The 12,523-nt window shown below is 27.0% G+C and carries 14 protein-coding genes; 12 read left to right on the top strand and 2 right to left on the bottom strand.

The annotated features are described in order from the left end of the window. Both ACERKK_RS06150 and ACERKK_RS06145 read right to left on the bottom strand, forming a co-directional pair. A partial coding sequence (locus ACERKK_RS06150; protein ID WP_373772208.1) for a nitrous oxide reductase accessory protein NosL occupies window positions 1-625 on the bottom strand: 625 nt, incomplete at its 3' end. Window positions 626-679: 54 nt separating this feature from the next. Continuing rightward, window positions 680-2,554 (bottom strand): methyl-accepting chemotaxis protein, encoded by a 1,875-nt coding sequence (locus tag ACERKK_RS06145; protein ID WP_373772207.1) that lies wholly within the window; start codon window positions 2,552-2,554, stop codon window positions 680-682. Window positions 2,555-2,794: 240 nt separating this feature from the next. On the opposite strand from ACERKK_RS06145, the gene ACERKK_RS06140 reads away from it, so the two are divergent. The 12 genes from ACERKK_RS06140 to ACERKK_RS06085 all read left to right on the top strand — a co-directional run. Continuing rightward, window positions 2,795-3,580: a hypothetical protein gene (locus tag ACERKK_RS06140; protein ID WP_373772206.1), complete on the top strand. Its 786-nt coding sequence runs from the start codon at window positions 2,795-2,797 to the stop codon at window positions 3,578-3,580. Then, complete coding sequence (locus ACERKK_RS06135; protein WP_373772205.1) at window positions 3,577-4,176, top strand: hypothetical protein; 600 nt, start codon at window positions 3,577-3,579, stop codon at window positions 4,174-4,176. Before ACERKK_RS06140 ends, ACERKK_RS06135 begins: the two co-directional genes overlap by 4 nt. Before the next feature lie 204 nt (window positions 4,177-4,380). Next, window positions 4,381-4,725 (top strand): MarR family EPS-associated transcriptional regulator, encoded by a 345-nt coding sequence (locus tag ACERKK_RS06130; RefSeq protein WP_373772204.1) that lies wholly within the window; start codon window positions 4,381-4,383, stop codon window positions 4,723-4,725. Between the two features lie 45 nt (window positions 4,726-4,770). Further along, window positions 4,771-5,601: a UTP--glucose-1-phosphate uridylyltransferase GalU gene (gene galU, locus ACERKK_RS06125; RefSeq protein WP_373772203.1), complete on the top strand. Its 831-nt coding sequence runs from the start codon at window positions 4,771-4,773 to the stop codon at window positions 5,599-5,601. A gap of 37 nt (window positions 5,602-5,638) precedes the next feature. Further along, window positions 5,639-5,998: a four helix bundle protein gene (locus tag ACERKK_RS06120; RefSeq protein WP_373772202.1), complete on the top strand. Its 360-nt coding sequence runs from the start codon at window positions 5,639-5,641 to the stop codon at window positions 5,996-5,998. 41 nt (window positions 5,999-6,039) lie between these two features. Beyond that, window positions 6,040-7,248 (top strand): glucose-6-phosphate isomerase, encoded by a 1,209-nt coding sequence (locus ACERKK_RS06115; protein WP_373772201.1) that lies wholly within the window; start codon window positions 6,040-6,042, stop codon window positions 7,246-7,248. A 152-nt stretch (window positions 7,249-7,400) separates the two neighbouring features. Next, complete coding sequence (locus tag ACERKK_RS06110; RefSeq protein WP_373772200.1) at window positions 7,401-8,591, top strand: UDP-N-acetylglucosamine 4,6-dehydratase; 1,191 nt, start codon at window positions 7,401-7,403, stop codon at window positions 8,589-8,591. Window positions 8,592-8,600: 9 nt separating this feature from the next. Further along, window positions 8,601-9,314 carry a nucleotidyltransferase family protein gene (locus tag ACERKK_RS06105; protein WP_373772199.1) on the top strand — a complete coding sequence of 238 codons (714 nt, stop codon included), beginning with the start codon at window positions 8,601-8,603 and terminating at the stop codon, window positions 9,312-9,314. After that, a complete protein-coding gene (locus tag ACERKK_RS06100) occupies window positions 9,311-10,177 on the top strand; it encodes an NAD-dependent epimerase/dehydratase family protein (RefSeq protein ID WP_373772198.1) in 867 nt (288 codons plus the stop codon). Before ACERKK_RS06105 ends, ACERKK_RS06100 begins: the two co-directional genes overlap by 4 nt. Then, window positions 10,164-11,243: a radical SAM/SPASM domain-containing protein gene (locus ACERKK_RS06095; protein WP_373772197.1), complete on the top strand. Its 1,080-nt coding sequence runs from the start codon at window positions 10,164-10,166 to the stop codon at window positions 11,241-11,243. Before ACERKK_RS06100 ends, ACERKK_RS06095 begins: the two co-directional genes overlap by 14 nt. Continuing rightward, the gene (locus ACERKK_RS06090; protein ID WP_373772196.1) at window positions 11,230-11,796 is read left to right on the top strand and encodes a DapH/DapD/GlmU-related protein; all 567 of its coding nucleotides are present in this window, start codon (window positions 11,230-11,232) and stop codon (window positions 11,794-11,796) included. The genes ACERKK_RS06095 and ACERKK_RS06090 overlap by 14 nt, the downstream gene beginning before the upstream one ends. A gap of 2 nt (window positions 11,797-11,798) precedes the next feature. Then, on the top strand, window positions 11,799-12,523 hold a 725-nt coding region (locus tag ACERKK_RS06085), incomplete at its 3' end, for an N-acetylneuraminate synthase family protein (protein ID WP_373772195.1).

The raw sequence follows: 12,523 nt of genomic DNA, 5'->3' as shown, positions 1-12,523 counted from the left end.
TATTCTCTATTAGATACTGTTTTGCTTCGCCAATAGAATTAAATTCAAGTTCTTTATCTTCCTTACATAATGTTTGATAAATCTTTTTACCTTTTTTTGCAATATTAATTCTTTTTTTATCAAAAGAATTTTGCTCACTATGTAAATGATTTTTAGCAATTTTTAGTGTTTCATTGAAGTTTTTTATCTCTCCACCAAACTCTTTTTGAAACTTTTCTGCATCATCTTTTGTAAGAAAAGCATATTTACTAATAGTACTCATTGTTCCTTTTTTTGAACTTCCTACAACATAAAAAGCTTTTGTTGCATCAATAAATTTTAAAGAGTTTGTATCAACTACTTTTATAGTTTTGATTTTATCTTCATACTCTTCATGAATTGCACTTTGACAACGAATAGAACAATATTGTTCTTTATGAGAATTTTTAAATTCACTAACATGATTTGTTTTATAAAATTTACTTAGGTGCATACCACATACATTACAGAAGTTTTTGCTTGAGTCAGTTTTTACTAAAGTAGCATCTTTAGCATTTACAGTTTGAAACATTTTATTTTCATTAGCTTGAAGTGTGATAATAAATAAACTAATGAAAATAAAAAAACGCAGTGAAATTTTAAACATTTAGATTCCTTTTAATTAATAATATTATTATAATTAAAAGGAGTTAATTTTTTGTTAAGAAGCTGTAGTATTAGGATTTTCTTGTGTTATGCTTTTTCCTTTAACACTATCTTTTCCATTAAACTCTTTTTCATTTGCATTACTTACTACAAGTTTTGCAATCTCATCAGTAATTACAGCAACATCATGAGTTTGAGAAGCTATCATCGCATTTTGTTGTGTTTGCTGATCAAGCTGATTAACTGCATCATTAATTTGTTCAATTCCTAATAGTTGTTCTTTTGAAGCATTTTCAATATCTTGAATTAAATTTATTGTTTGTGAGATATTTTGATTTAATTGTTTATATCCATCAATCATATTACTAGCAATATCTTTTCCTTGATTTGCTTTTGATGTTGCATTTTCAACTATTGTTTTAATCTCTTTTGCAGCATCTGCACTTCTACTTGCAAGGTTTCTTACTTCTTGAGCAACAACTGCGAAACCTTTTCCAGCTTCACCTGCAGTTGCAGCTTCAACAGCAGCATTAAGTGAAAGGATATTTGTTTGGAAAGCAATTTGATCAATTACTGTAATTGCTTCATTAATTGAATTAACTTGAATATTAATCTCTTCCATTGCAACAGTTGTTTGATTTGCTAGTTTTTCACCATTATTTGCAGATTGCGTTACATTATTAGAATAATTAGACATTTTTGCAATATTTTCTGTATTATTTCTAATATTACTAGTAATTTCTTCAAGTGCTGCAGCTGTTTCTTCTAAACTTGATGCTGCTTCATTTGAACTAATATTTAATTTATCAACATTTTTTAGTAATACATCTGAACTTTCATCAAGTGTTAAGCCATTTGACTTATTTTCTATTAGCATTTGTGTAATTGAATCACCAAGAGTATTTACTCCACCTGCTAATTTAAGAAGATGTTCTTTAACACCTTTTGTAGAAATTTTATTTAAATAGTGGTAACTTGAATACTCTTCTAAAATATTAAGCACATTATCAATATTTGTTTCTAAATTAGTAGCCATTTTATTTAATACATTTTTTAATTCCATTAATGCAGGGTTTGAAACATCTAGATTTAATCTTTGACATAAATCTCCTTGTTCAAACTCTCCTAAAACAGCAATTGTTTCATCAATTAGTTTTCTATCTTCTTCTATACCTTGTCTTGTTTTATCAATATTTTGATTTACAACTTTTGACATTTCACCAAATTCATCATTTGCACTATCATTTAAAAGAGTAACACGATTTGTATCTCTGTTTAAATATGAGAAAAATGATAATAATCCTTCTCTAAAGTTATCAAGTGAAGATAAGATTGCTTTTGTAACAAGAACAGATATTAAAGCAAAGATAATAAGAGAAAGAATTGAAATAACAATTAAAACATTATTTAAAAAATCAACTGCTTCATCTCTTAATATAAGTGCACTTTTATTAATTTTGCTTAAGTTCTCTTCTAAGATTAAACCAACTTTTACCATTTGAGAGATGTTTGATTTAATATGTTCTGATTCATCTTTTATATTATTGTTAAATTCATTAATTCTATTTTGTGAAAATGAGTTAAAATATTTTATATACTTTTTAGAATCTAAAATTATTTCATCACATAAAATTCTATTTTCTTCAGCAGATAAAGTACCTTTTAATTGACTTACTTTTTGATTTAAAATTTCAAAATCATTTCTAACTTTTTGGGCATTTTGTTCTGATGGCAATCGTAAGAATTGATAAACAGAAATTCTTCCTTTTAAAACTTGCTCAATAAATCTTTCTGTTTCTAAACTTACATTATTTCGTGTATTTGAAATATTACTATAATGAACATACACTATTGCAGATATTATTAGTATTGCAATATATAACATTGGGAATAACAACAGCTTGTATTTCGTCTTAATGTTTTGTAACATTTATGCTTCCTTTTTTTAATGCTTCCTTTTGAAGACGAAATTCTATTGTAAAGAAATAATTTCAAGTTGAATCTGTTTAAAAATAAAAAGTAATTATTATTATGTTTCATAAATACACACTTTTTAGACACTTTATAAAGAATGCTTAGATTATTTAAGAATAAATAATTTTTTTAGAATATTATATGTAGATTTAATATTATTAAGTTATCATTTTATTATATTTTAAAAAGGAAAAGTATGTGGTATAAGTTTTTTATTTTTTTATTTATTATTAATACATCTTTATATTCAATGCAGGCTAATATTGATGGATATTCAGAGTATAAATATAAATATTTTAATGATGGAGCGCATATAAAATCATATCATGTCATAAGACATAAGTATGACTATTTTAAAGATCAATTTGGATTCAGAGATATATTACTGTTCTCTTTAAGAGAGTTAGCAAAAGAAGTTAAAGCAAGAGGTTATAAAGAATTTAGTTTATTAAGTTTTACTGATGAAGATAAGGATAAAATCACAATTGACGAGTATTTAAATAATTTTGACCCAAAAAAAATAAATCTAATCTATAATTATAAAACTGGTAAAAATGAGGGGTCCGGAATTGGCTCATTTTTAGCATTAGGATTAAATGTTGCTTTAGCTGTTGCATCAGTTAAAACAGCAAATTCAAGTAATATTGTTAATAATTCTGATTTATTTGCAAATTCGGTTGATGGAATTATGTCAGATAAAGGAATTAAGTCAAATAAAAAAGAGAAAAAATTTATAACACATAAAGGAACTGCTATTGATAATAAAAATGAGGTTGATAGTTTACGTAATAATATTTTTTATAATGTTATTGAATTAGCTGCGGTTGTTACTAATAGTTCAGAAAAAAGTAAACATAAAAATTTTAAAGTATTTACAATTAAAGAGGTTGAAAAATATTTTAAAAAAAGAAACCCATATAGAATAAAAGAATTATATAAAACAAACAAACTATATGTTTCAAGAGGATTAATAGAAGAATGAAAAAAATTAACTATATATTATTACTGATTATATCTATGCTTTTTGTTGGCTGTCTTAATCCTAATCCTATTTCACCTTCAATTATTCAAGATAAGAAGAGTATTGTTTTTCAAGAAGAAGATTTTAAAGATACACTTTTTAAGTTAACATATATATCGAAGACTAAAGAACAACTAAAAAATTATTTAAAAGTTATACTCCCTTTATGTTTAAGAGATAACTTTATTACAACAACTCAATTATATTTTAAGCAAAGACTATCAAATGATATTTGGTATGATTTAAAAGATAAAACAATAAAAATTGAAAATTATACAAGTAATTTCATGAAAGATAGAAGTAGAAACAGTAATGATGAAAAACTTGTGCTGGGTGGTGAATTTGGAAATAATGTTTATGGAATAAATTTACCATATAGTATTACAAAGGTTTCAGAGGATAGATATATGCTTGAAATTTTTAATAATAAAAATATTGAAGTAACTGAAAGTTTTAATGTTGTTGCTAAAAAAGCTTATGAACCATATATTTATATGCGATCAATTGAAGATTTCAAAAAAAATATTAATAGAGCAATTTCTTGTATTCGTAAATAAATTTCTAGCAAAAAAAGGAATATTTTAATCAAGAGTTATATTTCATAGATATGAATAAAATAAATATAATGAACGTAAGAATGATTTTTAATTAGATTTTGATTTTTAGTTAGTAAATAAATAATAAATAACTAATTATTTTAAACCACTTCAAAGAATGAATATAATACTATTTCACAAATTGAATAGGTTCAAAGGTTAATATTGAAATTTGAAGAAGAATTAGAATTAAATATCTTAAAACAGACAGGAAAAGTTATAAATCAAAAAACTCTAGCTCATGAAGTTGGTTATAGTGTTGGTAAGGTAAACTTTGTCCTAAAAGGTTTAATCGAAAAAGGTTTTATTAAAGCAGAGAGATTTATAAGTTCAAATAAAAAACTTCAATACAAATACCTTCTTACAGAAGAAGGCTTCAAAGAAAAAGTAAACCTAACAGAAAAATTTATCGAACGAAAGAAAAAAGAGTACGATGAACTTCAATCTGACCTAGAAAAATATAAAAATGAAGAAGAGCAAATACTTGCTCAAGCTTGTGGAGTTAAATAATGTCAATACTAATCACAGGTGGAGCTGGATATACAGGAAACAATAATGAATAAAATAAAAAAATGTCTATTCCCGGCAGCAGGATATGGTACAAGATTTTTACCAGCTACAAAAGCCACTCCAAAAGAGATGTTGCCAGTTCTTACAAAACCACTTATTCAGTATGGTGTTGAAGAAGCTATTGAAGCAGGACTTAATACAATGGCAATAGTAACAGGTAGAGGAAAACGTGCTATAGAGGATCATTTTGATATTTCATATGAATTAGAACATCAAATCAAAGGTACATCAAAAGAGCATTATCTAACTGAAATCAAAGATGTAATAGAAAAGTGTACATTTTCATATACAAGACAAGTAGAGATGAAAGGTTTAGGTCATGCAATATTAGCAGGACAAACGCTAATAGGAAATGAAGCATTTGCTGTAGTATTAGCAGATGACTTATGTGATAATACTGACGAACAATCAGGGGTATTATCTCAGATGGTAAAACTATATGAAAAATACAAGTGCTCAATAGTAGCTATTGAAGAAATTCCAAAACAAGATACAAACAAGTATGGAGTAATAGTAGGAGAGCAAGAAGAAGAGGGTGTATATAGAGTAAATGATATGGTAGAAAAACCAGACCCAAAAGATGCACTATCAAACCTAGCAATCATAGGACGATATATCCTAACACCTGATATATTTGATATCATCAAATATACAAAACCAGGAAAATGTGGAGAAATACAAATCACAGATGCACTACTAACACAAGCAAAACAAGGTAAGGTAATAGCCTATAAGTTTAAAGGTACAAGGTTTGATTGTGGAAGTATTGATGGATTTGTTGAAGCTACTAATTATTTTTATTCTAAGAGTATGTAGGTTTCTAGGTTATATGTTATAGGTTTTAGGGGATGGTATGGTTAATGATTTTAAGGATTTATTAGTTTGGCAAAAAAGTATTGTATTAGTTGAAGATGTTTATAAGCTTGTAAAACTATTACCTAAAGAAGAGACTTATGCTTTATCCGATCAAATGAGAAGATCAGCTGTGTCAATACCTTCAAATATCGCAGAAGGTTTTGACAGAAATAGTATAAAAGAGTATATACACTTCTTATATATTTCTATGGCTTCAGCTTCTGAACTTGAAACGCAAATAATAATATCAAATAAAATAGGATATATCTTAGAAATAAAGAATATATTAGATGAATTAATTCAAATAAAAAAAATGTTAAGAGGATTAATAAAATCCTTAAAATCAAAAATAAAATAAACTAGAAACTAGAACCAAGAACCTAAAAAATAAGGCTATAAATGAAATACACTAAAACCTTCTACCAAATCAAATCAAATGAAGAAATTTTCTCTAAGATAAAAGAGGAAACAAAAACAATAGGTTACTATAATTTACCATTTGTAGATACAACACCTATCAAAGAGTTTGCAAAAACAGTAAAACAAAAAGATATAGTTATCATAGGTATAGGAGGTAGCTCTCTTGGTACATATGCTATTCATCAGTTTTTACAAAATAAAGAAAATGATAAAAAACTACACTTCTTAGAATCAACTGACCCACTTGATATACAAAGAAGAGTAAAAAAAATAGATTTTAAAAATGCACTTTTTATCATCATCAGCAAATCAGGTACTACAATAGAAGTAGTCTCTATAGTAAAATACCTACATAGTATAATATCACTAGATAAATCAAATACTATAGTTATAACAGAACACGATAGCAAACTAAACTCATATGCAAAAGCAAATAGTATGAAAACCTTCGAAATACCAAAAGATGTAGGTGGAAGATTTTCAGTATTTTCAAATGTAGGGCTTGTACCTCTTGCTATCATGGGACTTGATATAGATATGCTTTTAAAAGGTTGTCAAGATATACACAATGACTTTTTTGAGAAAAAAGAAACTTATTCAAAACTTATGGAAAAAGCAAGATTTATAGTAGAAAATAAAAATAGATTTAATATAAACGTACTATTTTCATACTCAGCATCACTAGAGGGTTTTAATAAGTGGTATGTTCAATTATGGGGTGAAAGCCTAGGAAAAATCAATATAAATGGCACAAAACAAGTACTAACACCAATAGGACTAATAGGACCAGTGGATCAACATAGTTTCTTACAGCTTATCATGGAAGGAAGACGAGATAAAACAGTGACATTTATCAAAATATCAGAGTTTGAAGATAGCTTGACAATTCCTGATATTACACTACCTTTTTTAGATGAACTAGATTATATAAATGATGTAAAGTTTAAAGACTTGATAAACTATCAAGCAGACTCAACTATAAAAGCTATAGAAGACTTAAAAGATGTACCAACAGATACTATAACTATGAAATCACAGGATGAATATAGTATCTCAAAACTAATGTACAAGTATCAACTCCTAACATCAATAGTAGGAAGTTTTGTACAAATAAATACATATGATCAACCTGGTGTAGAAGCTGGTAAGATTATTTTAAAGAATAGTTTAAAAGAGTTGAAGAAATAATTTAATTAAATTTATATATTTTATTTAAAAATAATCTATATATAAATATATTTTGAATAGAATACATGTTCAAAAAATGAATTTAATAAAATAATTAAAAAAGAAAAGTATTATAAAAAGATATTTAATAGTGATTGTTATAAAGGTGATAAATGAGTAAGATATTAAATTTAATCGGAAGAAATAAAGAACTATTTATAGAAGATATAAATACTAATAGTAATAAACTAAAAGAAATAGTTTCTTCGTCAACATTTCTTGTAATTGGAGGGGCTGGTTCTATTGGTCAAGCAGTTACTAAAGAAATATTTAAACGAAACCCTAAAAAACTTCATGTTGTAGATATTTCAGAAAATAACATGGTTGAATTAGTTCGAGATATTAGAAGTTCTTTTGGATATATAGATGGAGATTTTCAAACATTTGCTTTAGATATTGGTTCTATTGAATATGATACTTTTATAAAAGCTGATGGTAAATATGACTATGTTTTAAATCTTTCGGCACTGAAGCATGTGCGAAGTGAAAAAGACCCATATACTTTAATGAGAATGATAGATACTAATATATTTAACACTGATAAGACATTAAAACAATCTATAAAGAATGGAACAAAAAAGTATTTTTGTGTAAGTACAGATAAAGCAGCAAATCCAGTTAATATGATGGGTGCTAGCAAAAGAATCATGGAAATGTTTGTTATGAGAAACTCTAAAGAGATAAATGTCTCAATGGCTAGATTTGCAAACGTAGCTTTTAGTGATGGCTCTTTACTTCATGGATTTAATCAAAGAATTCAAAAAAATCAACCAATTGTTGCTCCAAATGATATAAAAAGGTATTTTGTAACACCTCAAGAATCAGGTGAACTTTGTCTTATGTCTTGTATCTTTGGTGAGAATAGAGATATATATTTCCCAAAACTTAGTGAAAATTTACATCTTATTACATTTGCAGATATTGCAGTTAAGTATCTTGAAAATTTAGGATATGAAGCATACTTATGTAAAGATGAAGATGAAGCAAGAGAACTTGTAAAAACATTACCATCCCAAGGTAAATGGCCTTGCTTATTTACATCAAGTGATACTACAGGTGAGAAAGATTTTGAAGAGTTTTTTACAGAGCACGAAACTTTAGATATGGAAAAGTTTGAAAATCTTGGAGTTATTAAAAATGAAGCTATTTATAACGAAGATAAATTAAATCATTTTGAATATACTATTAAAAAATATAAAGAAAAATTATCATGGACTAAAGATGATATTGTAAAAGAATTTTTTACAATGATTCCTGATTTTGGACATAAAGAAACTGGTAAATATTTAGATGGTAAAATGTAAGGAATAAAAATGATAGAAAAAAGAGCAGTAATATTAGCAGGTGGTAAAGGTACTCGACTTAAACCATATACAGTAGTGCTTCCAAAGCCACTTATGCCTATTGGGGATTATCCAATACTAGAAGTGATTGTAAGACAGTTGAAAGAGCATGGTTTTACGCATATCACAATGGCTGTAAATCATCAAGCTGAAATTATAAAAGCATTTTTTGGAAATGGATCAAAATGGAATTTAAAAATTGACTATTCACTTGAAGAAAAATCTTTAAGTACTATGGCACCATTAAAGTTAATAGAGGATTTACCTGATAATTTTTTGGTAATGAATGGAGATATTCTAACTGATTTAGATTATGAAAGATTTTATGAAAATCATGTGAAGAACAATCATATATTTACTATATCATCTTATCAAAGAGAAGTAAAATCAGAGTTTGGAGTCCTTGATGTAGATGCTAAAAATATATTATATGGATTCAGAGAGAAACCGACATCAACATATGATGTAAGTATGGGGATTTATATGGTTTCTAAAAAAGCTGTTGAGTATATTCCTACAAATGTTTTTTATGGGTTTGATCACCTTATGATAGATTTAATGAAAAATAATGAAAAACCTAAAGTAGATAAATTTAATGGTTACTGGCTTGATATTGGAAGACCAGACGATTATGCTCAGGCAATTGATGAATTTGATTGTATGAAAGAAAAATTTATAAAATGAAAACTATCTTAGTTACCGGTGCAAACGGCTTTATTGGAAGAGCCTTAACAAAAAAACTTACTGATAAAAAGTATAATGTAATGGAATTAAATTCTTCTGATGGTGATATATCTGTAATAGATTTAATCAAAAAATATTCTACTATCCATATAGATTATATTTTTCATTTAGCTTCAAGAACATTTGTACCAGATAGTTGGGATGACCCAATCTCTTTTTATAAAACTTCTGTGATAGGAACAAATAATATATTAGAACTGTGTCGGAATAAAAATATTGCATTGACTTTTGTAAGTGCTTATTTATATGGTGCTCCAGTAAAACTTCCTATTTCAGAAGATGATCCTATACAACCAAATAATCACTATGCAAATTCTAAGTATATGGCTGAAAATTTATGTAAATTTTACTCAGAGCAACATGATTTAAAAGTAACAATTGCTAGACCTTTTAATATATATGGGAAAGAACAAAAAGAGAATTTTTTGATTCCTTATATTATTGATCAAGTACTAAATAGTTCAGTTATAAAAGTAAAAGATTTACAGCCAAAGAGAGATTATGTATATTTAGATGATTTTATAAATGGATTATTAAATACTATAGAAAGCAAAGAAAAATTTTCAGTATATAACTTTGGTTCAGGGATTGAACTAAGTGTAAAAGAAGTAATTAATATAGTACAAAAGATAGAAAATACTAATAAAAAGATCTATTCAGAAGAGATAGAAAGAAAAAATGAAATTATGAATGTGGTTGCAGATATAAGTAAAGCAAAAGAAAATTTAAATTGGGTTCCAAACTATACATTTGAAGAGGGAATACTAGAAATAATAAAGGACATTAAGAATGGGAAAAAATAGAAATATACCTATTAATAAAGGAAACTATAGTAGTTTTGAAACAAAAGAAAGAGAAGATAGGTTTGAAGAATATAAATCAGAGGGATGGAAGGAGCAATATGCTAACTATCGTATGGAGTGGAGTAGTTTACCTAAGGAACAAAAACTTAGAGACTATCCTCTTTTAGTAGATGTGGAGTTAGCCTCAATATGTAATTTAAAATGTCCAATGTGCTATACAATTACTGAAGAATTTAAAGAAAAAGTTAATGCTAAAATTATGAACTTTAATTTATTTAAAAAAATTATAGATGAGATTGGGGGAAAGGTTCCTGCTTTAAGACTAAGTTTACGAGGTGAATCTACTTTACATCCTAAATTGATTGAATGTATTCAATATGCAAAAGATAAAGGGATGAAAGAGGTTTCATTTTTAACAAATGGTAGTAAACTAAAACCTGATTATTTTAAAAAGCTTGTTGATGCTGGAGTTGATTGGTTAACTATATCTGTGGATGGATTAGATGAAGAGTATGAAAAGATTCGAAAACCTTTGATTTTTAGTGAAACATTAGATAAAATTAGAAAAATGTCGGAATATAAAAAAGAAAATAACTTGCATAAACCAGTTATCAAAATTCAGTCGTTATGGCCATCTATAAAGAATGACCCAGAAAAATTTTATAACACATTTGAACCTATTACAGATTTAATCGCATTTAATCCTCTTATTGATTATTTACAAAAAGATTCAGATATAATTTATGAAGATAATTTTTCATGTCCACAACTATACCAAAGAGTGATTATTGGGGCAGATGGTTCAGCAATGATGTGTAGTAATGATGAAGAAAATGATCACGTTATAGGTAATGCTAATATCGAAACTATTCATGAAATATGGCATGGGGATGCTTTAAACAAAGTGAGAAAATTACATTTAGAACAAGATGGTTACAAAAATCTTGATGTATGTAAAAGATGTTATTTGCCAAGAGCTACTGAAACAAAAGAATCATCATCAGTAAATGGAAGAAGTTTTAATATCTTAAACTATGTTAATAGAAATCAAAATGTCGGTAAATAAAATAGATAAAGCTTCTGTTAGAAATAAAGGAGGGATAATACAAAAGATTATCTCTTATCTTAAAATAAAAAAGAATGGTATTATTGCAGGTAAAGATTGTGTTATCAAATATAACAGTGAATTTCATTTAACTGAAAATGCTTATTTAGAAATTGGAAATAATGTTGTTATTCAAGATTATTCTTTTTTTCAATTAACCATGCCTAAACCTCGAGTAATTATTGGAGATGATGTTGTTATTGGTAGACACAATATGATAACAGCAAAAGGAAATATCACGATTGGGAGTTTTACACGAATTGGTGCTTTTGTACAAATTTTAGATCAAGGTCATGGTTTTGAAAAAGACCATTTAATTATGGATCAACATGCAGTTATTGAAGATGTAACAATTGGTAAAGATTGTTGGATTGGGACAGGTGTTAAAATATTGAAATCTGTTAATATTGGAAATGGTGTTGTTATTGGTGCGAATTCTGTTGTTACGAAAGATATACCAGATTATGCGATTGTAGGTGGAATACCTGCAAAGATTATTAAATATAGAGAGTAAAAATGATAAAAAATTATGTTGAAAATAGATGTTATATTATTGCAGAAATAGGTGGAAATTTTACAACATTTGAAGAAGCAAAGAGATTAATTGATCTTGCCTTTGGTACGGGTATTGATGCAATTAAAATACAAACATATAAAGCAGATACTATAGTAACAAAAACTGCTAAATTTGATCTTGATAATGTTGGTACTATGTTACAATGTGAACTTTTTGAGAAATATCAAATTGATTTTGAATTACATAAAAAAGTATTTGATTACATTGATAGTAAAGATTTAGAGTGGTTATCTACACCATCACATAAAACTGATGTAGATATGTTAGATGAGCTTGGAGTTTCTTCCCATAAAATAGGAGCAGATGATGCTACAAACTTACCACTTATAAAATATGTTGCACAAACTGGTAAACCAATTTTATTATCAAGTGGAATGTGTACTTTAGATGAAGTACGAGAAATGATCAATACATGTTTAGCTGTTGGCAATGATCAAATAATGCTTTTTCATACTGTGTCAAATTATCCTACATATCCTGACCAAGTAAATCTTTTAGCAATGCAGACTCTAAAAAGAGAATTCCCTTTCTTAAAAGTAGGTTTTTCAGATCATACTATTGGGAGTACTGCTTGTTTTGCTGCTGCTTGTATGGGTGCTGATGTTGTTGAAAAACACTTTACTTATGATAAAAATGCTGATGGTCCAGATCATCAACTTTCTGC

It is taken from the genome of Poseidonibacter sp. (genome assembly GCF_041821165.1).
Taxonomy (GTDB): domain Bacteria; phylum Campylobacterota; class Campylobacteria; order Campylobacterales; family Arcobacteraceae; genus Poseidonibacter.
The sequence above is the reverse complement of the archived record's forward strand: the minus strand, read 5'-3'. Positions and strand labels throughout refer to the sequence as shown.

Coding starts and splice junctions, on each gene's coding strand:
- ACERKK_RS06100 (WP_373772198.1), top strand. CDS start 9,311: ATGAAAACTATCTTAGTTACCGGTGCAAACGGCTTTATTGGAAGAGCC.
- ACERKK_RS06105 (WP_373772199.1), top strand. CDS start 8,601: ATGATAGAAAAAAGAGCAGTAATATTAGCAGGTGGTAAAGGTACTCGA.
- ACERKK_RS06140 (WP_373772206.1), top strand. CDS start 2,795: ATGTGGTATAAGTTTTTTATTTTTTTATTTATTATTAATACATCTTTA.
- galU (WP_373772203.1), top strand. CDS start 4,771: ATGAATAAAATAAAAAAATGTCTATTCCCGGCAGCAGGATATGGTACA.
- ACERKK_RS06090 (WP_373772196.1), top strand. CDS start 11,230: ATGTCGGTAAATAAAATAGATAAAGCTTCTGTTAGAAATAAAGGAGGG.
- ACERKK_RS06145 (WP_373772207.1), bottom strand. CDS start 2,554: ATGTTACAAAACATTAAGACGAAATACAAGCTGTTGTTATTCCCAATG.
- ACERKK_RS06120 (WP_373772202.1), top strand. CDS start 5,639: ATGGTTAATGATTTTAAGGATTTATTAGTTTGGCAAAAAAGTATTGTA.
- ACERKK_RS06095 (WP_373772197.1), top strand. CDS start 10,164: ATGGGAAAAAATAGAAATATACCTATTAATAAAGGAAACTATAGTAGT.
- ACERKK_RS06115 (WP_373772201.1), top strand. CDS start 6,040: ATGAAATACACTAAAACCTTCTACCAAATCAAATCAAATGAAGAAATT.
- ACERKK_RS06110 (WP_373772200.1), top strand. CDS start 7,401: ATGAGTAAGATATTAAATTTAATCGGAAGAAATAAAGAACTATTTATA.
- ACERKK_RS06135 (WP_373772205.1), top strand. CDS start 3,577: ATGAAAAAAATTAACTATATATTATTACTGATTATATCTATGCTTTTT.